The following is a 20,479-nucleotide window of genomic DNA, read 5'->3' on the forward strand; positions in this document are numbered from 1 at the left end:
TTGAAGATACATGTCGAATAGTATAATTACCCCCACTAAAAGGAGGTGATCCATTGAATCAGGCTGCGTCTTTATCTGAAAGTCTCCTAACTTCTGCCTACAGTGTTCATGCCTCAGACATTCACTTCTATCCATTTCAAGAGCATACAAACATATACTTTAGGACCAATGGAAAACGTCTGCATCACACAACAATATCTTCTAAGCAATACGAGTTGTTATTAACTTACTATAAATTCACATCCGGAATGGACATCGGAGAAGTTAGGAAACCACAAAACGGAGTGATCAGGCATATGTTTAGAACATCAGTTTTTTCACTTCGTTTATCCACGTTACCTGTTAATCAAACTGAGAGCTTAGCTATCCGAATACTTCCACAAGAACATGACCTCTCTCTTGATCGATTATTTTTATTTCCAAACCAATTAAAAACCATAAAACAGTGGACGACAAAACGAGCAGGTCTCATTTTATTAACCGGCCCCACGGGAAGTGGGAAAACCACAACTTTGTATTCCCTACTACAAACTATTCTTAATGAAAGTTCCTACCAGGCGATAACATTAGAAGATCCAATTGAAAAAAACATCCATGATATTTTACAAGTTCAAGTTAATGAAAAAGCAGGTATTTCGTACCATGTAGGTCTAAAAGCAGCATTACGTCACGATCCAGATATTATTATGATTGGTGAAATTCGCGATAAATATACTGCCCAGTTCGCATTTGAAGCCTCACTGACCGGCCACCTTGTCCTTAGCACCCTACATGCTAAAAACGCTCTAGGAACAATCCATCGACTTCTTGATATGGGGTTAGAAACTTCTGAACTAAAACAATCATTAATTGGTGTGGCGGCACTAGAACTTGTCTCGCTAAATCTTTACACAACCGGTAAGAGAAGAGCAGCAATTATGGAACTTCTTGATGGACATAATCTTCACCAAGCTATTCTAGGAAAGGAGATTGACATGAAAAAACAAATATATTCATTTAAACATTTGAAGAGGAAGGCATTGGCATATGGATTTATCTCTGAAAAAAAACATTAATTTTTTTGAAAAAAGATGGTTATCAACAGATATTCAATTACGGTTTCTTAAACGCTTGGCCCATTTACTTGAAAGTGGCTATCCTCTGTTAGAAGCTTTAGAAATCATTGAATGGGATGGTAAATTAGCAAACACCTCTCAAGTGATTGCAAGATTGCTGAAAAACGGTACGCCCATAGATCAAGCTTTAGAAGAGGCTAAATTTCATCCAGATATTACATCCTATCTTTTCTTTGTTCGCACTGTTGGAGATCTTGAAACACATATTCATAAATGTATCCTCATCTACGAACAACGCTTAAATTATTTAAATAAATTTAAACAAACTGTTCGTTATCCACTTATACTGTTTATTTTCTTTTTTATCTTGCTTATATTCTTAAAGTACACAGTTTTACCATCCTTTCAAGACATTTTTCAAATGAGTGAAAGTTCATCCTCTACCCTATTAATTTCAATTTTATTAATTGATATCATTAGTCAAGCAATACTCTATTTCACAGTCGGCATAGGGTGTCTGATGATAGTATGGCGGTTTTCAAACAAAAAAATTAACATTAACCTAAAAATGAAAATTTATAATGCTATTCCTTTCTATCGTTATTATTTGAAGAATCATACTTCTTTACTGTTTGCCACCCATCTAAGTACCTTACTAAAGACAGGCTTGCCGATTAAAGAAATACTTAACATTTTAGCTTTACAAGAAAAGCTCCCAATTCTATCACACTATGCAGACCAAATGACAACAGAATTATCTAAAGGAGTATACGTCACCAGTCTTTTAAGCAAAATGACTTTCATGGATTCACAGCTTTCTTCTATTTTTCAAAAGAACATAGACGCAGATTCTTTAGGACGCGATCTAAAAGCCTATGCAGATTATTTAACCGAAGAGCTGCATCATAAAATGATGAAAGTTTTAACACTGATGCAACCATTATTTTTTATGATTTTAGCCAGCTTTATTATATTTATTTACGTCAGTTTAATGTGGCCTATGTTTCAATTAATTAAAACAATATAAAGGAGAGTCTGGATATAGTGTTAAAAAATGAGAAAGGCTTTACCCTAGTAGAGATGATGATCGTATTAATGATTATCTCTGTATTAATTATTCTAATAGTACCCAATTTGAGAAATCAGACAAAGACAGTCAATAGTAAAGGATGTGAAGCATTAATATCTGTTGTACAATCCCAAACCAATGCTTATTATCTTGACGAAGGATCTTATCCTTCTACCATTGATAAACTCGCTTCAGAAAAATATATTAAAAACGAGCAAAAATCATGCCCCAACGGAAACAAATTAACAATTGAAGATGGAGTTGTGTCGGTTGAAAAGTAATCGAGGATTCACACTCCTTGAAGTTATATTTACATTATCTATGTTATCTATCATCGTCTCGCTAAGCGCTCCCATTATATTTTCAATTTTAGACAACCAAAGTGAAAAGAAGTTTTTCGATTTGCTATTTTCCGACCTCTTATTCATACAGGTAGCATCCCACGGAATGAATAGTGGTAAGGCGTATGTTAAATTTGAAGATTATTCTTATACAGTGCATGTTGATAAGAATGGTCACAAACGGAAAATTAAAAGGTCGTATCCTCCAGGATGGAAAAAAGATGAACGATTATTTAAAGAAATTTCATTTAAAAATGGTACTATTCGCAAGCCCGGCACGATTTTAATCCAATCCGAAAATACCGATTATCGAATAATTTTTCCATTAGGAAAAGGAAGAGGATATATTGATAAACAATAAAGGGTTTACTTTAATCGAAGTTATTATTGCCTCAAGTATTCTATTCATAATTATTATAATAGCCATACCGATCAATTCATTATTGACTAGTGAGCGGCAGATTTTAAGTGAACGATTTGATCATACTTCTCAGTTACATGAAGAATTACAGTCTTATTTATGGCAAAAGAATAAGAAACTTCCAAGCATCTATGAAAAAACATTAAATAATAGAACTGTCACATTCTTATTTACTAAGGAATCGCATAACATTGTTAAAGGATGTGTCAAATGGACCAATGTCAGAGAAAAAGTTGAAAAAAAATGCTTATTCGGTTATCGCTAGAAATGAATTTGGATTTTCAATGATATCGATGCTCACAACGATCACTATTATTTTCATCTCACTTCCCTTTCTTGCTTATTTACTAAATAGCCTTGCCTATTCATCACATCAGGAAATGATTTCAACTCAGCAGTTTTTCCTCTTTTTACGTGACGAACTAACAGAATCGCCACATATCGAAGTTATTAATCCAGACGCAATTTCTTATGAACTAAAAAATGGAGATGTTGCAGAAATTTCATTTTATAACAATTTAGTTCGCCGACGAGTTGAAGAAAAAGGACATGAAATTTATCTAAGAGATATCGATAAATTAATGTTTAAAAAAACTTCACATGGTATGCTTATAACGGTTTCAACGATGCAAGGAGAATTTTATGAGAAACAAATTTTTTTATTTCAATAATCAACGTGGCTTTTTTCTTCCTTACGTGCTGTTTATTGTTTCATTGACATTTCTCTTAGTTACTACAAATATTAAACTATACGATAATGAAATCCACATGATGCACCACTTAATTGAGCAAATAAAAATAGAAACACTTATTCAGATGAGTCATATGAAATACAGGGAGGATGTCAATCAAAGCAATCACATTCCTGAAGTTATCTCATATACATTTCCTTCAGGTGATGTTACGATTTCATTTCTTAACCATAAAGAGAATCGTGCATTCGTTCACTATCAAATTACAACAGACAATAATATATCCTTTTCAATTAATGATTATATAGAACTTGCCCATCATCAAAACAATAGAAACTAAGCATATATGTCTGAAGTTTGTCTCAGGATTATGTATAATTTTCAACAATCACTCATTACAATCCAATATTAATGTATTTAATAATATAATAAATATAATAATAATAGTAATGAGGTGAAATATAATGGAACACACATTGAAAGTTACCAATGTATTAAGTGATCCAACTCGTTTCAATATTTATCAATTTATGATCCAACACAGACATGAAGTGACGGTCACAGAAATTGCTGATCATTTTGATATTCATCCTAATGTGGCTAGAATGCACTTAACTAAACTTCAAGATATTAACCTTCTTATTTCTTATTCAAAAAGAACTGGTAAAGGTGGTAGGCCAAGTCGATTATATAGTCTTTCCGAAGAAGTTATTGAACTAAACTTCCCCCACCGAGACTACAAGATGTTTTCAATCATTGCGCTTGAGACTTTTGCAGAATTAGGAGATCCAGGTAAGGAAGCATTATATCAAACTGGAAGAAAATATGGACTTAAAATAATGGAAAGATATGATACACCTGCGATAAAAAGTCTTAGCATCGATCAGAAACTACAAATCTTAGAAGATGCAGGCATTATGCTAGGAATGTATCCTGAATTTACTTATGTACCTGATACAAATAGTATTATGTTTAAGGTTAATAATTGTCCATTTAAAGAGATTGCTTTAACTAATCATTCCTTAGTATGTAATATGCATCAATATTTCTTAAGAGGTATGTTTGAATCATTATTTACGAATATTAAACTGATTGAGACAGAGAATATGCTAACAGGATGCGAAAATTGCTCTTATGTAGCAGAACTTTCTTGAAGTTGATAAACATTCATTTACATTTTTGATTGTCTCGTTTATAATAGCAATGTAAAAGGCTATCTAAAAGGAGGGGAAAGCATGGATCGTATGTTTCGTGTCCTTGCCTTTTGGACAGGAATATTTACGGTAATGTTCTACGTAGGCGATATGAGCAAAGTAGCAGTGTTATTTCTTGTTCAAACGGCGTTTTTCCTTGCAGTAAGTTATTTAAAACTTTCTGAACGTATGTATATGTACCTATTCGGAGCTTATTGTACACTATTCTTTATTGGATTCACGTGGTACTCAGAATTTATCTTAGTTCCCGGCTTTGGACATTAATAGGGACAAGGCTATTAAAAGAAAAATACATAGCCAAAATAGCACCCGCTCCTAAGCGGGTGCTATTTTATTTACCAGGTATATAAGGGTTATTCTTTTTTTCTATACCAATATTAGTTTGACCACCGTGTCCTGGTAGTACGGTGAAGTCTTCTGGGAGCGTGTAAATTTTTTCTCTTAACGAAGCAACTAACTGAGAAAACTTTCCTCCAGGTAAATCGGTTCGGCCCACACCACTTTGGAATAAAACATCTCCACTAATGATGAATTTTTCATCATGAAATATAAAAGTTACACTACCTGGCGAATGACCTGGTGTATGTATAATGTCAAGATGAAAAGGACCGATATCGATTGAACCGGGCTCTATAAGATGGTCTGGTGCACTTGTAGTGAATCCTACGCCCGTGAACAAGAGTGAACGATTTAATTCGGCATCTGTTAACCATTCCTTTTCATTTTCATGAAGATAAACATCAATCGAGTAATGATTCCGTAATTCATCAACCGCACCAATATGATCAAAATGTGCATGCGTCAGCAATATGCAAAGTGGTTCTACGTCGTTTTTGTCTAAAAAGGAAATCACTTGTTCAGCATCACCACCAGGGTCTATAATTAGCGCCTTAGCTTCTTTATATACGATATAACAATTAGTCCCTAGTGGGCCTAAAGAAAAAGCTTTAATGTTCAATTTACTTTCATCCTTTCTTTAATTAAAAAATAAGTTTATCTTCAAATTAATAAACCTCGACAAATCAGTTTACTTATTATAAAATAACTAATGTATGCGATTAGATACATAATAATATAAATGTAATTCCTTTATCAAACATTATAACCAAGGAACTTATAAGGAGGCGATTTAATAATGACACATCTTGTATTTGCAAGTATCCTATTACTTGTCACCCTTTTCGCTGTTATATCTGTCGTACGTCAGTTAAAATTTAAAAACTTATTAGCATTAGCATTTTCAGCACTAGCAGCTTTAGTGTTTGGTTTCTTTTCAATCGCAACAATTATTAATGTGATTCAAGATTCTATTTAAAGAATATTTATCATTAGTTGAAAAAGACACAAGTCAAAGGTATATCTTCGACTTGTGTCTTTTGTATTTAACAATTAAAATTAATTAAAATCCATAAAGCGAAATAAATCTCCGTAAATAATATCATCTGAATACTTCAATTCTTTCTCTGCTTCTTCAATAAATGAAGTACAAGCGTTCTTGGACTCGGTTGTTGTAAAGCCCGTATTATGGTCATTTAAAGGCTCCCCTGTCTTACCATCGAAACAAATTCCAGCCGCATAAATATTGTCTTCACTCACAAAGTCTCCATTTCGAAAAACAATAAAGTCTTTTCGATCATCGTGGAATAAATCATTTCCGAAATAAAGATCTTGATCAGTATGGACACCAGCCATATGCAATAATGTCGGTTTGACGTCGATTTGACCGGATACTTTAGATATTGTCTCCCCTTTTCCATGGCCAGGAATATGGATGAAAAATGGTACCTGTTGTAGTTCCACATGATCATATGGCGTAATTTCTTCTTTATCTAAATACTGACTCATGGCCTTATTATGATTGGCACTAATTCCGTAGTGATCTCCCATGATGACTATAATAGAGTCTTCGTAAAGATCCGCTTGTTTTAATTGTTCGAAAAATTGTTCTAACGCCTCATCAGTATACCTTACAGTAGGGAAGTAATTATTAAGTGTAGCTGAATTTGAATCATAAGGCTCAATGGATTGGTCTTCTTCATCGAGTTCAAATGGAAAATGATTGGTCAAGGTTATAAACTTGGCATAAAAAGGGGTCTCTAACGATTCTAAATGTTTGATTGATTGATCAAAATATTCTTTGTCCTTCAAACCCCATCCGACTGAATTTTCTTGCGTCACTTCAAACGAATCTATATCAAAAAAGTCATCAACATGTAAGCTGTCATACATTTGATCCCTATTCCAAAAGCTCTTATTATTCGCATGAAACACAGCTGAATAGTATCCTTCTTCTTTCAAAAGTTCAGATAAGCCGTTATATTCATTCTGTCCATTAGTAAAAAATACTGCCCCTCTTGATAAAGGGTATAAAGAATTTTCTACTAAAAACTCAGAATCAGATGTTTTACCTTGTTCAGTTTGGTGATAAAAGTTATCGAAGTAATATGTGTCTTCATCCTTTACTAAATTATTCATAAATGGGGTAATCTCTTCACCATTAACCTTATTATTAATCACAAAGTTTTGCACCGACTCAGCAAAAATAAAAATGATATTTTTATCTTCTGCTACACCGAACAAGTCAGACTCTTCATCACTTCTTATATTATCACTTATATAATCTTTAATAGCTGGAATATCATTTCCATCTGCAAGAAGTCGTTTAGACTTTACTTTGGAATGCATAAACACATCATAAACATGATAATTAAATAAACCAATATTTTTGACGAGATATTCCCGATCGAAAGCTCGCGTAAACAATTCAGGTCTTTCCATCTCCGCTAGAAAAAAATTACCTGTCAACAATAACAACGATAAAACTAATGCAAATACTCGCCCACTTTTCGGATAGTTTACGTAGACAACATCTCGATGACGTTTACTTAAATACCATATAAAAGCAATATCTAAAAATAGAAATATATCATATACCTTAATAAGGCTGAGAATACTGGATCCTAAATCTACCATATTACTAGATTGAAATAATTGCGGTACAGTAATAAAATCTGTGAAATTTCGGTAAAATACTAGATTCACAAATAAAATAACGGTACCAATTAAAGCTGTGTATTTTATATATTTCATTTGCCTAGTTGTTTTTTTAATCCACACACTGATTGAAAATATTAAAAAAGCTGAGATGAAAGGATTCAGAAAGAGGATAATTTCTTGCATTAAATTTTCAACCTCAATATTAAACATAAAACGGTATACAATATATGTTTTCACACCAAATAAAATGGTAGCAATAACATATAAAGGGGTCTTAAGCCGTTTACCACTCATTTTAAATCCTCCTATAATTCACTTCTACTTACCTCTTATTTATATGTAATAAATATTCTACCCGTTACGGCATTAGATGAAGGGGTAACAGTTAAAATGGATTAAAAGGTTAAACGCTGAATATTTTGTTTTACAAGATAGGAAGCACCGATAATACCAGCATCGTTTCCAAGTTGAGCCACTTTAAATTCACAACTTTCATGTATACGTGGTAAAGAATATTTTTTAAAAGCAGTTTTTAGTGGTATCATCAATTGATCTCCAGCCTTGGATACTCCCCCGCCAATAAGAATTTTAGAGGGATTTAAAATAGTGGCGACGTTTGCCAACTCCTTACCGAGAACATCTGTCGTAAAATTTATAATTTGTTGTGAGATAGGATCATTTTCTTCTAATAATTCAAAAATATCTTGTGTCGTAATACACTCGTTAGCTTTGTATCTTTTAGCTAGATTACTTGTTGGGTGTTTTGAGATCATTTCCATCGCTTGTCGAACCATCCCTGTGGCTGAAACATAAGTTTCTAAACATCCTTTTCGCCCACAATTACAAAGCGGACCATCAATATCAACTGTCATATGTCCTATTTCTCCTGCTGTACCATTACTTCCATTTAAAACTTTACCACTTGCAATAATACCTCCACCAACCCCTGTTCCGAGTGTGACAGCCAAAATGTCTTTATCCTGATTCCCCGCACCTAACCAGTTTTCACCTAATACTGCAACATTAGCGTCATTCTCTAAAAAGGTAGGTAACTTTAATTTTTCTTCTACTTTTTTAGTTATGTTAATGTTTTCCCAACCAATATTAACTGCTTCATAAACACATCCATTTTCTGCATCAATAAAACCGGGAACACCTATACCAATCCCTAAAACATTATCTTTTTTATAGTTAAACTCTCTTAATTTGCGTTCAATTGATTGACAAACATGATTAATAATTAATTTACCCTTATTTTCGGTAACTGTAGGAATCTCCCACTTTTCAAGTATGTCACCTGTAGCTTTTAACAAACCGATTTTTGCTGTAGTGCCACCTATATCAATACCTATGATAATGTTTTCCATCTCATGCTACTCCTCCTTGTTTTGTAATCGTGTTTTTTCTTTGCGAATTATTAAAATAGCCATCTGATACTCTATCGTTGAAATACATTCGATTTTATATAGTTCCTGTAATTCCAACTCCATTAAACTTAAGTCAGCAGCTCTCTCCCCAAGATAAATGAAAATTCCAAACCTTTTTAATAATTGACGTACATCATAAACTGATTCCATTTAATCACCATTTTAATTATATCAAATTAATTTTTACTTTTGAATTAGATAAACATATTAGGCAATACGCTTACATACATTTTACTACAAACTAAACTAAGGGAATGATTGAATGAAAAAGCAAGCATTCAACTATATATCTTTTTTTCTAGTTATAGTATTCATGATTATATTACTGTTCAATCAACGTTCGATTCAAACAATTACTTTTTTCCCAATTGATGAAGATACAGCATTTGACCAGGCTACTACCTCTCTCTCTTTAGAAGCCCATGAACAGGACAAGCCTTTAAAATGGAAAACACATTCCAAATCTGACCGAATTTCCTATTTACGTCAGGATGTATCTTTATTATTTGGTAATGGAAAATTAAAAGGTGTAAAAAGTCAATGGGTAGATCATGCTGACATTATTAATATGGAAGAGAGATTAACTTCTAATAAAAATATCCTATGGGAAGCCATTAGCTTTCATTATGGTGAGTTACAAAATGCGGGTACAGATATAACAAGTGTACAAGATATGTCTTATGATTATTTATATATTATTCCATCGTCCAATCGTGGATTAATCGCTTTTCAAAAGCCTCTTGTTCCATACAAACAAAGAGCACAGAAAGATATTGATTTAATGGTTAAAGGAAATCTTCTTAATCATTGGCATAAGTTAGCCACGCACTTTAATGTATCTCTTGAGGACTATCAATTAATTCCCTTTACGAATTTATTTAAATACAGCCATACACCCCTGCCAAATATGACAACAAGTGAAACGAACCGAATCATTGGTCAATTATGGGAAGGAGTGTACAAAAATTACATTGTCCCAGCGACGAAAACTAAAAACATGCAACTAACTGGTTTAGAACCTATTGTTTTGTTAGATAAAAATCAAACTCATATTCTAGTTTTATTTGAGTTAAATAATAAAAAGGATATGTTGATTCAACGTATATAAAATGAAGCTTTATTCAGTTGGCTTTTCTCCTATAATGTTCTCATACAACTCTAGATAATTTTCATCATCAGGTTTTAACTGATAAGCTTCTTTAATGGCTTCTTCTGCTTTCGCTTCTTCCCCCGTTTCATAATATAATAATGCCAGATTGTAAAAGGACTCGGGAAGTGGTTCCTCATCGGTTAACTGAATACTTTTTTCTAAATCTTTTATTGCTAAATCCAGTTCATCTAATTCAATATAAGCATAGGAACGCTGAAATAATAATGGAGCTTCTAATGCACTAGGATTTTCCAATGCCTCTGTTGCATCCTCAACAACTTGTTCATAATTATCTTCTTCAAGTAATTGATCAATACGTGAAAGTTGATATGTCGGATCATTTGAATTGTTTTGAATGCCGAATATGACGAGCGCTGTGATAAGAATAATATAAAGAACAAAGGCCAGACCTTGTTTAAGCAAAGCTTCTTTTCTGGGTAAATGCACAATAGCTGCAGCTATAAACCCTGTTATGAGCCCACCAATATGAGCAGCATTATCGATTGCAGGAACCGTAAAACCAAACACAATATTGATTCCAATTAAAATTAATAAGTTCATACCAATCGTTTGAAAAAATAAACGCTTATATATAAGTCCAAAAAATAATAAAGCACCAAATAAACCAAACAACGCACCAGAAGCGCCTGCTGAAACATTCATCGAAAAGGCAAAACTAGCTACACCGCCACCAATCCCTGCTAACATATAGATAATGAAAAATCGGAATGACCCATAAATTCGTTCAACAAGAGTTCCTAGGTAGAACACGGCAATCATGTTCATAATCAAATGTAGTAATCCAATATGCAAAAACATTGAACTAACAATCCGCCACCATTCTCCATCCATTAAGATAGCTGGATTGTATTTTGCTCCATATTTGATTAAAGTATCAATCGAATCACTTCCGCCATTAAATTCTAAGAGAAAGTACATGAGAACATTAACTAATAATAATAAATAAATTAACCTTGGCTTTCCGAATGAGAAGACATTTTCTCGTTCTTTTTTCTTATTAGATATAAATTGAGATAACTCTCTTTTATAATGGTTAGTTTTTTCTTCAAGTATATCTTCAGATTCCTCAATGTCTTCGTTAGGTAAGGAGAAATGTAAATTCGCCTCGAGTCTTTCTTCTTCTTCCTGAAAACCCTTTTCATCTAAATAATATATATTCATTCGAACAGGGTTTTTCTTTTCTTTCAACATCATAGGTTTTTTTAACGTTTCCCAGTCGTCAACAGGAGCATGTTTTGTAATATAAATATTATTAACTTCTACTGTCTTTCTTGGTAAGTATCTTTTCAATGCTAAGGTTTTTTGAAAAACTTGCGCTATATCTTTTTTTAAATGATTTTTCCAATTAAATTCTTGTGTTGTTAGACGTAAAACTTTAGATGTTTTGTTTTCATCTTTTTGTAACCAAATTTCTTTTATTTGATCATTTATATGTAACAACTCATAACCTTGGTCAGATACTAGCTCATAAGCAGTTAGATACAATAAGTAATTTTCTTTAACATTCATTCAGTTTCCTCCCTACTCCCATCATATCAAAATCACGCTCTTTTTCTTAGTCAAATGACTGCGGTAATAAGAAAAAGAAGTTGTTTTTATTAAACAACTTCTTTTTCTGTTCTTATACCTTTTCTTCATTAAACAAGAATCTAAAAACATTGGATTTAAAGAAAGGAACCCTCATGGCTAATGATATCATTAATTTCCTGATAACACTTACAGCTAAAAGAAAATTAATGACTCGGTAACGCTTCCGATAGACAAATACACTTAGAATAAGTATAGCAAAAAATAAATAAACACGTCTCATATGATCATCCTTCCTATTGAATGATCATAGTTTTTTACGTTTTTTCATTTTTATACACGATTACTAAGAGCCTATATAACGATCGTATAATGTTCTTGCTTTAACAATGTCTTCTGTTCCCTGCACGAGCACTCTTCCATCAGAAAATATAACAAAATCAATATTATTATCAAATTGTGCTTTAAGTAAAAAGGGTGTTCGTGTAACATTGGCAATCGTCTCTAAGCGTTCTTTCCATTTCACAAGATTCATCTCAGACTTCTTATGAATTTGGACAGTATCACGACCACATAAAATGGTTGCTTCTTCGTTCATTGTTTTCTTTAATGCTGGATAAATATGCTGTTGACATGTCAAGCATTCCTTTTTAGGTTGCGCCAACTTTATATCAAACTGCTGATTTGACCAAATATCAATTGTTTTAAATGTTTGACGTAAGTTTTTAAAGTGGCCAGTTAAATATTTAATTGTTTCCGTAACTTGATATGAAGAGATAATATCAACAATCGGAGAAATAATTCCGACCGTGTCGCAAGTTTGTCCATCACCTGCTCCCTCACTTATCATACATCTAAGACATGGTGTTTGTTCAGGGATAAAAAAAGATGTCATTCCTCTTGAACTAACCACTCCTCCGTATGAATACGGAATCCCGTGTTTAAAACATATATCATTAAGCATAAAACGTGTTGAAAAATTATCCGTTCCATCAAGGACGACATCAATTCCTTGGATTAAGTCATTAATATTATCAACTGTAGCATCGGCAACAATTGCTTCCACCTCTATGTCACTATTGCTAGCTTGAAGTTTATTTTTTGCTGCAATTGCTTTTGGAACCGACTTTTCGACATCTTGCTCATCAAATAATATTTGTCTCTGCAGATTAGTTAATTCCACATAATCTCGATCAATTAATCGTATCTTTCCTAATCCTGCTCGTGCCAACTGATTGGCAATAACACCACCGAGTGCTCCAGCACCAACAATTAAGACACTACTGTCTGCTAATTTCTGTTGTCCTTCTTCCCCTATTGGATTAAATAGCATTTGCCGTGCATAGCGGTTCATCATACGTCCTCCTTATTTTACTAATCCTTTTTCTGTAAGTAGGTGGTTTACGGCTATATCATGTGAATCAATAGGAATACAATCTACTAGTTGTTCTGTATGTAAAAGTGAAACTGTCTCATTCTGATAGTCAGCTAAAAATCGATCATAATACCCACCACCAAATCCAATTCTATAACCAGCTTTATCGAATACGACGCCTGGAACAACGATTAAATCGATAGAGTTTTTCTCAACCGGCTTGGTTTCTTGAGGCTTTGGTTCAAGCAAATTATAATAAACGACCTCAAGTTGGTTAAAATTTTCAATTCGATAAAAGACCATCTCTCTTTCACTTGGCAAACATTTTGGTGCATAAACTTGTTTTCCTTGTTTCCATGCTGTTTTTATAAGATCACTCGTATCCCATTCAAAGCCATGTGATATCGTAATACCTATAGAATTAGCCTTTTTCCAAAGATTCGATTCCACTAAACCCTTTAACAACGCATTTTCGATAATATAACGTTCTTTATCTGTAATTTTTTTCAATTTACTTATTATCATTTGGCGTATATCTGCTTTATTCAAAGTCATCACTCCACAACATAAACTTATCAATTTAAGTATATCGTAGTTAGACAGACTATGAAAAGAAATATAGTTCATTTTAAAACTGTATAATTTTTGACTTTAAACAAAATAAAAAACTCTTATCGTTATTGATAAGAGTTCCTTTAGTTACATACTTATTTTGTTTCACGATGTAATGTATGTTTTCTCAAACGTGGGCAGTATTTCATAAGTTCAATACGCTCAGGGTTTGTTCGTTTATTTTTAGTTGTGATATAATTACGGTCACCAGTCTCAGTACAAGCTAATGTAATATTTACACGCATGATTATCCCTCCAAACTTTAAAAACTTGCTTTTACCTCATTAATAAATCCATTTCAGACCTTATTATAATAGCAGATTTAAGAAAAACAATCAAGATACGAAAAGGAAAAAATTTATTGTTTCAAGTTTGTTTATTATATGGTATAACTATTATTGGAGAGGAATGGAGGTAGAAAAATGTTATATGTAGGAATAAGTATCACCGTGATAGCTGTAGTCCTGTTTATTCTATCATTTTTCACAAATGATAAATTTGAAGACTTAGAGAGTCAAATCGAGCAACTATCCGTCTCAACAATGCAAGATACATATCAAATGAAGAAAAAAATAAAAATCCTTGAAGAAGAATTGCTTACAGATGATATGAATGATCATGCGACTCACACTCAAGATACAAAACCCATTATGATGCAAAAAGTCTATGAATTGTCTCAACAGGGCTATTCTTATAATGATATATCTAAAGCTACTAACCTAAGCACCCACGACATTCAAGCCATATTAAAAAACTATTAAAGTAAGGTGAATGATAGATGAAAAGAACCATACGAGCTTTTTCCCTTGGACTGTTTGTTGCAGGTATTATGATGGTAGTAACCTTTTTATTTTCGGGAGACAATGCAGCTTCTAAAAAAAATGCTGAGGATCTTCCGCTTGATGAAATGATTGAAGTTATGAAAAATGAAGGTTATCGTGTTGTAACTGAAGAAGAATATATTACTTTATCCTTGGCGGATGGCAATGAACAAGAAAGTCAAGCTGAAAAAGATAACAATGAAGAAGAATCTAGTGAAAAAGAGTCTGATGAAAGTTCTGATGGAAAAGATAAAGAAGACAAAAACGACGAAGAAGAGGAAAAAGATAGCGTAAAGGAATATACTCTTCATATCAAAGATGGTATGCCATCGTCTGACATAGGGAATCTTCTCGAAGAAAATGACATCATTGAAGACAGTAGTAAATTTAATAAGTACTTGGAAGACGAAGGATATCATAAAGGGGTCCAATTAGGAAAATTCAAAGTTACAAGTGATATGAATTTCAAAGAATTAGCAAAAGCAATTACACGGTAAAAAATAAGATAAAGCAAAAAGAGCACTTTACCATGCTTGGTAAAAGTGCTCTTTTATTTAATTTATTCTTCTTTCCCTTGATCCCGTTCCTTTTTCAACTGAAAATAGGTATCCATAATTCCTCTACCAATTTTATGGTTTATCGGATGCTGGCTAGTTGGCTTACCCAAATATGGAACAATTACAGCAAACGCTATTTCTGGTTCGTCATAAGGCGCATAGCCGATAAGTGAACGGTTTTCTGTTGTCATTACCGTACCATCGTCTACATAAAAACTTTCAGCGGTTCCTGTTTTTCCTGCCGGTTTATAATCAACTCCTGTAAAATACTGATAAGCTGTACCTGAAGGGACCTGATATGCTTGACGAAAGCCTTCCTGCACACGTTCTATTTGTGACTTCGGCATTTGTATCCGATTAAGTACATCCGTATTCTGACTCCGATAAACTGTCCCTAGATTATCTTCCTCTTCGTTATTAGGCAGTCTTATTTCTTTTAAGAAATGTGGCCGGACCCGATAGCCATCATTAGCAATGGTTGACACATATTGAGCTAATTGAAGCGTTGTATACGTATCGTACTGGCCAATCGCCAAGTCAAGTAAATTACCAGCTTTAGCAGAAGACGTACTACCAACAACTCCTGTTGATTCAAATGGAAAATCCACACCCGTCTTTACACCTAGACCAAACTGGTTAAAGTAATTGCGCATTTCTTGAAAGGCAGAGCGATCAAAGCTGACACTTGAGCCATTTGGAAATGGGTAGCGGTATTCCCCACCCATTCTCAAAGCAATGTAAAACATATAGACGTTAGAGGACATTCTTAAAGCATCAATATCGTTTACATGCTGAAGTGGTTTCCAAGAACCTTTTTTTGTTTGAGCAATCTGAATCGGACTGTCAAAAAATGAATCTCCTGGAGAAATCACCCCTGATTGATATCCTGCCAGAACACTCGCCCCTTTGACAGTAGACCCCGGGATATGAGCTTCTTGCAATGCTTTGTATGCTGCATCTTTAAATTTATTATTTTTACGATCATACTCTTGTCCTGATACAGCTAATAATTCACCCGTTTGTGGATTGATTGCCACAGCCATTGCCTCTTTTAGATAACGGTTTTCGTATGGATGTTTTTGAATCGCTGTTTTTAGTTCATCACGAATAATTTTATCTATTTTTTCTTGAAGTTCTAAATCGATTGTTAAAACGAGGTCTTTTCCTCTTTCACCTTTGACAGCAACTTTCGAACCAATCACATCGCCATCTTTATTGGTTGTATGTTCAATTTTCTCTTTTCTACCTCTAAGTGTTTCTTCATATTGCTCTTCAAGGCCACTTTTCCCTACACGGTCATTACGACTATAACCCCTTGTTAAATAATATGCTTCTTTGTCGGCCGGAATTCCTTGTTCTTGGGACGTAATCGAGCCGAGTAAATTTCGTAATGTGCCTTTATATGGATACTCTCGATTCCAGTCTGTTGTAGCATTAACACCAGGTAGATCATCCAGATGTTCTGCGACTCTTGCATACTCTTCAGGTGTAACATCTTCATTCTTGACAATTTGCGGTGTTAGAGAATAGGCTTTATCAAGTTCTTTTTTAATTAAAATAATATTATAATCTTCTTCTTTTAAATCTTCATATTCATCTTTAGTAATTCGTTTCAATATAGTTTTATATTGTTCAGCATTATCCATCTCACTAGCTTCTTTATCACTAAGCCTGCTATCCGCTTCCTCTTTGTTATTTAGATACCAGTATTCTTTCTTATTACGTTCAGTTATCGTTTTGATTTTATCCTTTTTATTCTTATCAGTGTACATTGAAATGTATTTCGCAAGCTCTTCAGCTACTTCTAACCGCTTCTCGGCTTGAACATTTTTTTCAGGTGTATATGTTATGGAATATAACGGTTTATTATCTACGATTGTTTTAAGATTGCGATCATAAATCTTACCTCTTGGAACAGGAATATTTGTTGTATCTTGTATCGTGCGATTAATTTCATTTTCATATTCCTCTCCATTTAAAATTTGTACAACACCCAATTGAAGAATTAAAACCGAAAACAATAAAAAGATTACGAAAAACAATATATTCAATCGAAAAGGGAGTTGGACCTTTTTCTTTTTCTTATTCACTTTTACTCACCCTTTTTTAATTCGAATTATCACCTACCCATTATACCATTGATATGAATGAAAGATAATCATTTTATCGATTTTTGTCATCAGTAATCTTATCACTTACTAATTCATTCTTGTTCGACTCTACAGAGGATAAGTGGATATCCTTAATAAACATAAATATGAATAAATGCCCCGCTCCTAACACAATTAATAATAGAGGAATACTTACTTCAGGATCATAAAGATACATTATAATCAAAAATAAGCTAATCGATAAAACATGTCCAATATTTGTAAATAGCTCTCGAACAACGATATATTCAATTCTCATTTCTTTCGCTTTACGTGCTTTACCGATTACATCGTATGTTAAAGAAACATAGGGAACATTTATAATTGGATATGCTATACCAATTAAAATAGCATAAATAATTAATGTCATATATGTTGTTTTAAACAAAATAACAAATAAGGAAAGGTATAGTAATAAGCTGCCTAAAAGTATAGCTTTTTTACGTTTTGTGGGTGTTATGAATTTCGTTGCTATAAAATAAAATACAAAAGAAAAGCCAGAAAAATAAAGGTTAAACATACCTAACGATAGTTCACTTTTTGTCACTAAATACACCCAGATCGTGATGACAAAAGCGAAAACACCTTCTCTTAAGCCTTGAAACAGATGGGCATGGAGAATCTTTCTCCAATTTTTATTATGTTTTCTTTCTTGTAAAACTTCTTTAAAATAAAAACTTCCCCTGGCTTGCCGGCGTTTCAGGAAAAAGCTCATAACTACAGCGCATATAAATAAAATAAATGAAACGGTAAAAATGGTTGTATAGCCGGCATTCTCTGTCATTTTAGCGATAATGAAGCCAGCTGTGATTGGTCCGATCATACCACCCAATGATTGTAACACACCTAAAAATCCATTAAAGAAATCCCGTGTCTCGGGTTCCGTTATTTCGAAGGTTAGTACATTAAAGGCGAGCCAATAAAAGCCGTAACCAATCCCCAAAACACTTCCAAGAACAAAATTATAAGTAGACGCTTTCTCACCAATAATTAATACAGTTAAAAAGAAGATGGAGAGAAAAGAAACCCCCAATCGTAATACAATGACTCTGTCGACTTTTTTAGCTATTCTTCCGGCAAGTATAAATGTTAAGGGCTGGAATATAAATATTGCCAAATTGTAGACTGCAATCGTTATATAGTCTCCTGCTTGTTTCCACAAATAAATATTAACGAATGTATTGGATAAAAAGATACCAAGTGAATATAGCCCTCCAATAATTAATAGGAAAATGAGGTCACGATTTATATCAGTATTTTTAATAACGGATTTTAAAGTCTTTTGCATGATGAATTGCTCCTTTTCTTCTCTATTTTAGTGTGAGCAATTCACCAGGGTATATACAGTTATGTAAAAATAAGACGATGTAGAAGCGAATCATTAACGAGATGCTATTGATGACTTTTATAGTTTTAACGCAAAAAAAGAGTACAAAGTTAAAGTCTACTTTGTACTCTAAAATAATTTTGTTTATTTTGCTTCGTCGTAACGCTTTGTGACTTCATCCCAATTAACAACATTCCAGAATGCAGAAACGTATTCAGGACGTTTGTTTTGGTATTTTAAGTAATAAGCGTGCTCCCAAACATCTAGTCCAAGTAATGGAGTTTTACCTTCCATTAATGGAGAGTCCTGGTTAGGTGTACTCATAACTTCCAATTCGCCATTATTTAATACGAGCCAAGCCCATCCAGAACCGAAACGAGTTTTGGCAGCCGTTTCAAATTCTTCTTTAAACTTCTCAAATGTACCAAACTTGCCATTAAGTTTGTCAGCTAATTCTCCTGAAGGTTCTCCACCACCATTTGGTGATAAAACTTTCCAGAATAAACTATGATTAGCATGGCCTCCACCGTTGTTACGAACAGCGGTACGAATGTCTTCTGGTACAGCGTCAAGATTGCTAACTAAATCTTCCAGAGATTTCTCCTGAAGATCAGAATGTCCTTCTAAAGCACCGTTTAAATTTGTAACGTAAGTATTATGATGCTTTGTATGGTGAATGTTCATAGTTTCTTTGTCAATTGTAGGTTCTAGTGCATCATATGCGTATGGTAATTCTGGTAACTGAAATTTTGCCATAAATAATTCCTCCTCTAATAATTATAGTATATTAAAAGGATTGAAAATTCACCCTTCACCTTCTACATTAACAAAGTGAAATTATTGTTGCAAATTAAATGCATTGTCAAACGTGATAGCTTGCCCTTTTGAATAAAAAAAACAAGTTTAAACTTGTTTTTAGAATTTCGAGATGGCTCGGGACGGAATCGAACCGCCGACACAAGGATTTTCAGTCCTTTGCTCTACCGACTGAGCTACCGAGCCATATTATATAAGTTGTTATTTTCTTATAGAGTTTCTAATTAAGTCCGACGCCTGCATCTCCCAGATTACTCATGGATGTTTCATGCTTCGGCGTTACTCGAAGCGTATTCGGCGGAAGTACATGCTCGTTGCTCTACCGACTGAGCTACCGAGCCGTATTATGTAAGTTGTTATTTTCTTATATCGTTTCTTTAATGTTTAAGAGCGGCGCCTAATTTCTTTTTCGATATTAAAATATGTATGGAGGAGGAAGAGGGATTCGAACCCCCGCGGGCTTTGACACCCCTTTCGGTTTTCAAGACCGACCCCTTCAACCAGACTTGGGTATTCCTCCGTATTAGATGGTGGACCCTGCAGGATTCGAACCTGCGACCGATCGGTTATGAGCCGATAGCTCTAACCAGCTGAGCTAAGGGTCCATCTATGTTATATATAATGTTTATGGGGCGACCGGTGGGGATCGAACCCACGAGTGCCGGAGCCACAATCCGGTGCGTTAACCGCTTCGCCACGATCGCCATGTTTGACGAATAAAGATAATAGCGGCGGAGGGGATCGAACCCACGACCTCACGGGTATGAACCGTACGCTCTCGCCAGCTGAGCTACGCCGCCATTTGGCTCCACAGGTAGGGTTCGAACCTACGACCGATCGGTTAACAGCCGATTGCTCTACCACTGAGCTACTGTGGAATGATTGTTAGTGTTTCTTATTTGTTAAT

The 20,479-nt window shown here is 33.9% G+C and carries 24 protein-coding genes and 6 tRNA genes; 13 read left to right on the forward strand and 17 right to left on the reverse strand.

Features of this window, described 5'->3' with window-relative positions:
- Nucleotides 1-53: 53 nt before the first annotated feature.
- From comGA to KQI49_RS06030, 9 genes are all read left to right on the forward strand, one after another.
- Complete coding sequence (comGA, locus tag KQI49_RS05990; protein ID WP_216487466.1) at nt 54-1,055, forward strand: competence type IV pilus ATPase ComGA; 1,002 nt, start codon at nt 54-56, stop codon at nt 1,053-1,055.
- On the forward strand, nt 1,027-2,082 hold the full coding sequence (gene comGB / locus KQI49_RS05995) for a competence type IV pilus assembly protein ComGB (RefSeq protein ID WP_216487467.1): 1,056 nt from the start codon (nt 1,027-1,029) through the stop codon (nt 2,080-2,082). Before comGA ends, comGB begins: the two co-directional genes overlap by 29 nt.
- A 17-nt stretch (nt 2,083-2,099) precedes the next feature.
- Nucleotides 2,100-2,405, forward strand: coding sequence for a competence type IV pilus major pilin ComGC (gene comGC / locus KQI49_RS06000; RefSeq protein ID WP_216487468.1), 306 nt, complete (start codon nt 2,100-2,102; stop codon nt 2,403-2,405).
- Nucleotides 2,395-2,826: a type II secretion system protein gene (locus KQI49_RS06005; protein ID WP_216487469.1), complete on the forward strand. Its 432-nt coding sequence runs from the start codon at nt 2,395-2,397 to the stop codon at nt 2,824-2,826. Before comGC ends, KQI49_RS06005 begins: the two co-directional genes overlap by 11 nt.
- Nucleotides 2,813-3,151: a prepilin-type N-terminal cleavage/methylation domain-containing protein gene (locus KQI49_RS06010; RefSeq protein ID WP_216487470.1), complete on the forward strand. Its 339-nt coding sequence runs from the start codon at nt 2,813-2,815 to the stop codon at nt 3,149-3,151. The genes KQI49_RS06005 and KQI49_RS06010 overlap by 14 nt, the downstream gene beginning before the upstream one ends.
- Nucleotides 3,105-3,557, forward strand: coding sequence for a ComGF family competence protein (locus KQI49_RS06015; RefSeq protein WP_216487471.1), 453 nt, complete (start codon nt 3,105-3,107; stop codon nt 3,555-3,557). Before KQI49_RS06010 ends, KQI49_RS06015 begins: the two co-directional genes overlap by 47 nt.
- The gene (locus KQI49_RS06020) at nt 3,529-3,918 is read left to right on the forward strand and encodes a hypothetical protein (protein WP_216487472.1); all 390 of its coding nucleotides are present in this window, start codon (nt 3,529-3,531) and stop codon (nt 3,916-3,918) included. Before KQI49_RS06015 ends, KQI49_RS06020 begins: the two co-directional genes overlap by 29 nt.
- Nucleotides 3,919-4,042: 124 nt before the next feature.
- Complete coding sequence (locus KQI49_RS06025) at nt 4,043-4,732, forward strand: helix-turn-helix transcriptional regulator (RefSeq protein WP_216487473.1); 690 nt, start codon at nt 4,043-4,045, stop codon at nt 4,730-4,732.
- 81 nt (nt 4,733-4,813) lie between these two features.
- Nucleotides 4,814-5,056 (forward strand): DUF2626 domain-containing protein, encoded by a 243-nt coding sequence (locus KQI49_RS06030; protein WP_216487474.1) that lies wholly within the window; start codon nt 4,814-4,816, stop codon nt 5,054-5,056.
- Nucleotides 5,057-5,123: 67 nt separating this feature from the next.
- On the opposite strand, the gene KQI49_RS06035 is transcribed toward KQI49_RS06030, so the two are convergent.
- Entirely contained in the window at nt 5,124-5,750 is a 627-nt protein-coding gene (locus tag KQI49_RS06035) for an MBL fold metallo-hydrolase (protein WP_216487475.1), read from the reverse strand.
- Between the two features lie 177 nt (nt 5,751-5,927).
- On the opposite strand from KQI49_RS06035, the gene KQI49_RS06040 reads away from it, so the two are divergent.
- The gene (locus KQI49_RS06040) at nt 5,928-6,107 is read left to right on the forward strand and encodes a DUF2759 family protein (RefSeq protein ID WP_216487476.1); all 180 of its coding nucleotides are present in this window, start codon (nt 5,928-5,930) and stop codon (nt 6,105-6,107) included.
- 80 nt (nt 6,108-6,187) lie between these two features.
- Here the strand turns inward: KQI49_RS06040 and KQI49_RS06045 are convergent, their stop codons facing one another.
- From KQI49_RS06045 to KQI49_RS06055, 3 genes are all read right to left on the reverse strand, one after another.
- Complete coding sequence (locus tag KQI49_RS06045; protein ID WP_216487477.1) at nt 6,188-8,083, reverse strand: LTA synthase family protein; 1,896 nt, start codon at nt 8,081-8,083, stop codon at nt 6,188-6,190.
- 101 nt (nt 8,084-8,184) lie between these two features.
- On the reverse strand, nt 8,185-9,156 hold the full coding sequence (locus tag KQI49_RS06050) for an ROK family glucokinase (protein ID WP_216487478.1): 972 nt from the start codon (nt 9,154-9,156) through the stop codon (nt 8,185-8,187).
- Between the two features lie 6 nt (nt 9,157-9,162).
- A complete protein-coding gene (locus tag KQI49_RS06055) occupies nt 9,163-9,366 on the reverse strand; it encodes a YqgQ family protein (protein ID WP_216487479.1) in 204 nt (67 codons plus the stop codon).
- Between the two features lie 112 nt (nt 9,367-9,478).
- Here KQI49_RS06055 and KQI49_RS06060 point away from each other — a divergent pair, with 112 nt between their 5' ends.
- Nucleotides 9,479-10,324, forward strand: a complete 846-nt coding sequence (locus tag KQI49_RS06060; RefSeq protein ID WP_216487480.1) for a hypothetical protein — start codon at nt 9,479-9,481, stop codon at nt 10,322-10,324.
- 9 nt (nt 10,325-10,333) lie between these two features.
- On the opposite strand, the gene KQI49_RS06065 is transcribed toward KQI49_RS06060, so the two are convergent.
- From KQI49_RS06065 to rpmG, 4 genes are all read right to left on the reverse strand, one after another.
- Nucleotides 10,334-11,896, reverse strand: a complete 1,563-nt coding sequence (locus KQI49_RS06065) for a rhomboid family intramembrane serine protease (RefSeq protein ID WP_216487481.1) — start codon at nt 11,894-11,896, stop codon at nt 10,334-10,336.
- Nucleotides 11,897-12,260: 364 nt separating this feature from the next.
- Nucleotides 12,261-13,268, reverse strand: a complete 1,008-nt coding sequence (locus KQI49_RS06070; protein ID WP_371817527.1) for a ThiF family adenylyltransferase — start codon at nt 13,266-13,268, stop codon at nt 12,261-12,263.
- A 12-nt stretch (nt 13,269-13,280) separates the two neighbouring features.
- Nucleotides 13,281-13,844, reverse strand: a complete 564-nt coding sequence (locus KQI49_RS06075; RefSeq protein ID WP_253286697.1) for a 5-formyltetrahydrofolate cyclo-ligase — start codon at nt 13,842-13,844, stop codon at nt 13,281-13,283.
- Nucleotides 13,845-13,996: 152 nt separating this feature from the next.
- Nucleotides 13,997-14,146: a 50S ribosomal protein L33 gene (rpmG, locus tag KQI49_RS06080; RefSeq protein WP_216487484.1), complete on the reverse strand. Its 150-nt coding sequence runs from the start codon at nt 14,144-14,146 to the stop codon at nt 13,997-13,999.
- A gap of 177 nt (nt 14,147-14,323) precedes the next feature.
- On the opposite strand from rpmG, the gene KQI49_RS06085 reads away from it, so the two are divergent.
- Complete coding sequence (locus KQI49_RS06085; RefSeq protein ID WP_216487485.1) at nt 14,324-14,662, forward strand: MreC domain-containing protein; 339 nt, start codon at nt 14,324-14,326, stop codon at nt 14,660-14,662.
- A gap of 17 nt (nt 14,663-14,679) precedes the next feature.
- Entirely contained in the window at nt 14,680-15,219 is a 540-nt protein-coding gene (locus KQI49_RS06090; protein ID WP_216487486.1) for a hypothetical protein, read from the forward strand.
- A 62-nt stretch (nt 15,220-15,281) separates the two neighbouring features.
- On the opposite strand, the gene KQI49_RS06095 is transcribed toward KQI49_RS06090, so the two are convergent.
- The 9 genes from KQI49_RS06095 to KQI49_RS06135 form a co-directional block, all read right to left on the reverse strand.
- A complete protein-coding gene (locus KQI49_RS06095; RefSeq protein WP_216487487.1) occupies nt 15,282-17,369 on the reverse strand; it encodes a peptidoglycan D,D-transpeptidase FtsI family protein in 2,088 nt (695 codons plus the stop codon).
- 73 nt (nt 17,370-17,442) lie between these two features.
- Nucleotides 17,443-18,717, reverse strand: coding sequence for an MFS transporter (locus tag KQI49_RS06100; protein ID WP_216487488.1), 1,275 nt, complete (start codon nt 18,715-18,717; stop codon nt 17,443-17,445).
- Between the two features lie 183 nt (nt 18,718-18,900).
- Nucleotides 18,901-19,512 carry a superoxide dismutase gene (locus KQI49_RS06105; protein ID WP_216487489.1) on the reverse strand — a complete coding sequence of 204 codons (612 nt, stop codon included), beginning with the start codon at nt 19,510-19,512 and terminating at the stop codon, nt 18,901-18,903.
- Between the two features lie 173 nt (nt 19,513-19,685).
- Nucleotides 19,686-19,758: transfer RNA gene (locus tag KQI49_RS06110), tRNA-Phe, on the reverse strand.
- A gap of 241 nt (nt 19,759-19,999) precedes the next feature.
- Nucleotides 20,000-20,092: transfer RNA gene (locus KQI49_RS06115), tRNA-Ser, on the reverse strand.
- A gap of 8 nt (nt 20,093-20,100) precedes the next feature.
- Nucleotides 20,101-20,177: transfer RNA gene (locus KQI49_RS06120), tRNA-Ile, on the reverse strand.
- 23 nt (nt 20,178-20,200) lie between these two features.
- Nucleotides 20,201-20,276 (reverse strand) — tRNA-His (locus tag KQI49_RS06125).
- Nucleotides 20,277-20,298: 22 nt separating this feature from the next.
- Nucleotides 20,299-20,372, reverse strand: a tRNA-Met gene (locus KQI49_RS06130).
- Nucleotides 20,373-20,375: 3 nt separating this feature from the next.
- Nucleotides 20,376-20,450: transfer RNA gene (locus KQI49_RS06135), tRNA-Asn, on the reverse strand.
- Nucleotides 20,451-20,479 lie beyond the last annotated feature (29 nt).

The organism is Virgibacillus sp. MSJ-26 (genome assembly GCF_018918075.1).
GTDB lineage: Bacteria > Bacillota > Bacilli > Bacillales > Amphibacillaceae > MSJ-26.

Bases quoted from the DNA above. Each gene is read 5' to 3' on its own strand.
- comGB (WP_216487467.1), top strand. From the start codon at position 1,027: ATGGATTTATCTCTGAAAAAAAACATTAATTTTTTTGAAAAAAGATGG.
- KQI49_RS06015 (WP_216487471.1), top strand. From the start codon at position 3,105: ATGTCAGAGAAAAAGTTGAAAAAAAATGCTTATTCGGTTATCGCTAGA.
- KQI49_RS06020 (WP_216487472.1), top strand. From the start codon at position 3,529: ATGAGAAACAAATTTTTTTATTTCAATAATCAACGTGGCTTTTTTCTT.
- KQI49_RS06025 (WP_216487473.1), top strand. From the start codon at position 4,043: ATGGAACACACATTGAAAGTTACCAATGTATTAAGTGATCCAACTCGT.
- KQI49_RS06030 (WP_216487474.1), top strand. From the start codon at position 4,814: ATGGATCGTATGTTTCGTGTCCTTGCCTTTTGGACAGGAATATTTACG.
- KQI49_RS06040 (WP_216487476.1), top strand. From the start codon at position 5,928: ATGACACATCTTGTATTTGCAAGTATCCTATTACTTGTCACCCTTTTC.
- KQI49_RS06045 (WP_216487477.1), bottom strand. From the start codon at position 8,083: ATGAGTGGTAAACGGCTTAAGACCCCTTTATATGTTATTGCTACCATT.
- KQI49_RS06050 (WP_216487478.1), bottom strand. From the start codon at position 9,156: ATGGAAAACATTATCATAGGTATTGATATAGGTGGCACTACAGCAAAA.
- KQI49_RS06055 (WP_216487479.1), bottom strand. From the start codon at position 9,366: ATGGAATCAGTTTATGATGTACGTCAATTATTAAAAAGGTTTGGAATT.
- KQI49_RS06060 (WP_216487480.1), top strand. From the start codon at position 9,479: ATGAAAAAGCAAGCATTCAACTATATATCTTTTTTTCTAGTTATAGTA.
- KQI49_RS06065 (WP_216487481.1), bottom strand. From the start codon at position 11,896: ATGAATGTTAAAGAAAATTACTTATTGTATCTAACTGCTTATGAGCTA.
- KQI49_RS06070 (WP_371817527.1), bottom strand. From the start codon at position 13,268: ATGAACCGCTATGCACGGCAAATGCTATTTAATCCAATAGGGGAAGAA.
- KQI49_RS06075 (WP_253286697.1), bottom strand. From the start codon at position 13,844: ATGACTTTGAATAAAGCAGATATACGCCAAATGATAATAAGTAAATTG.
- rpmG (WP_216487484.1), bottom strand. From the start codon at position 14,146: ATGCGTGTAAATATTACATTAGCTTGTACTGAGACTGGTGACCGTAAT.
- KQI49_RS06085 (WP_216487485.1), top strand. From the start codon at position 14,324: ATGTTATATGTAGGAATAAGTATCACCGTGATAGCTGTAGTCCTGTTT.
- KQI49_RS06090 (WP_216487486.1), top strand. From the start codon at position 14,680: ATGAAAAGAACCATACGAGCTTTTTCCCTTGGACTGTTTGTTGCAGGT.
- KQI49_RS06100 (WP_216487488.1), bottom strand. From the start codon at position 18,717: ATGCAAAAGACTTTAAAATCCGTTATTAAAAATACTGATATAAATCGT.
- KQI49_RS06105 (WP_216487489.1), bottom strand. From the start codon at position 19,512: ATGGCAAAATTTCAGTTACCAGAATTACCATACGCATATGATGCACTA.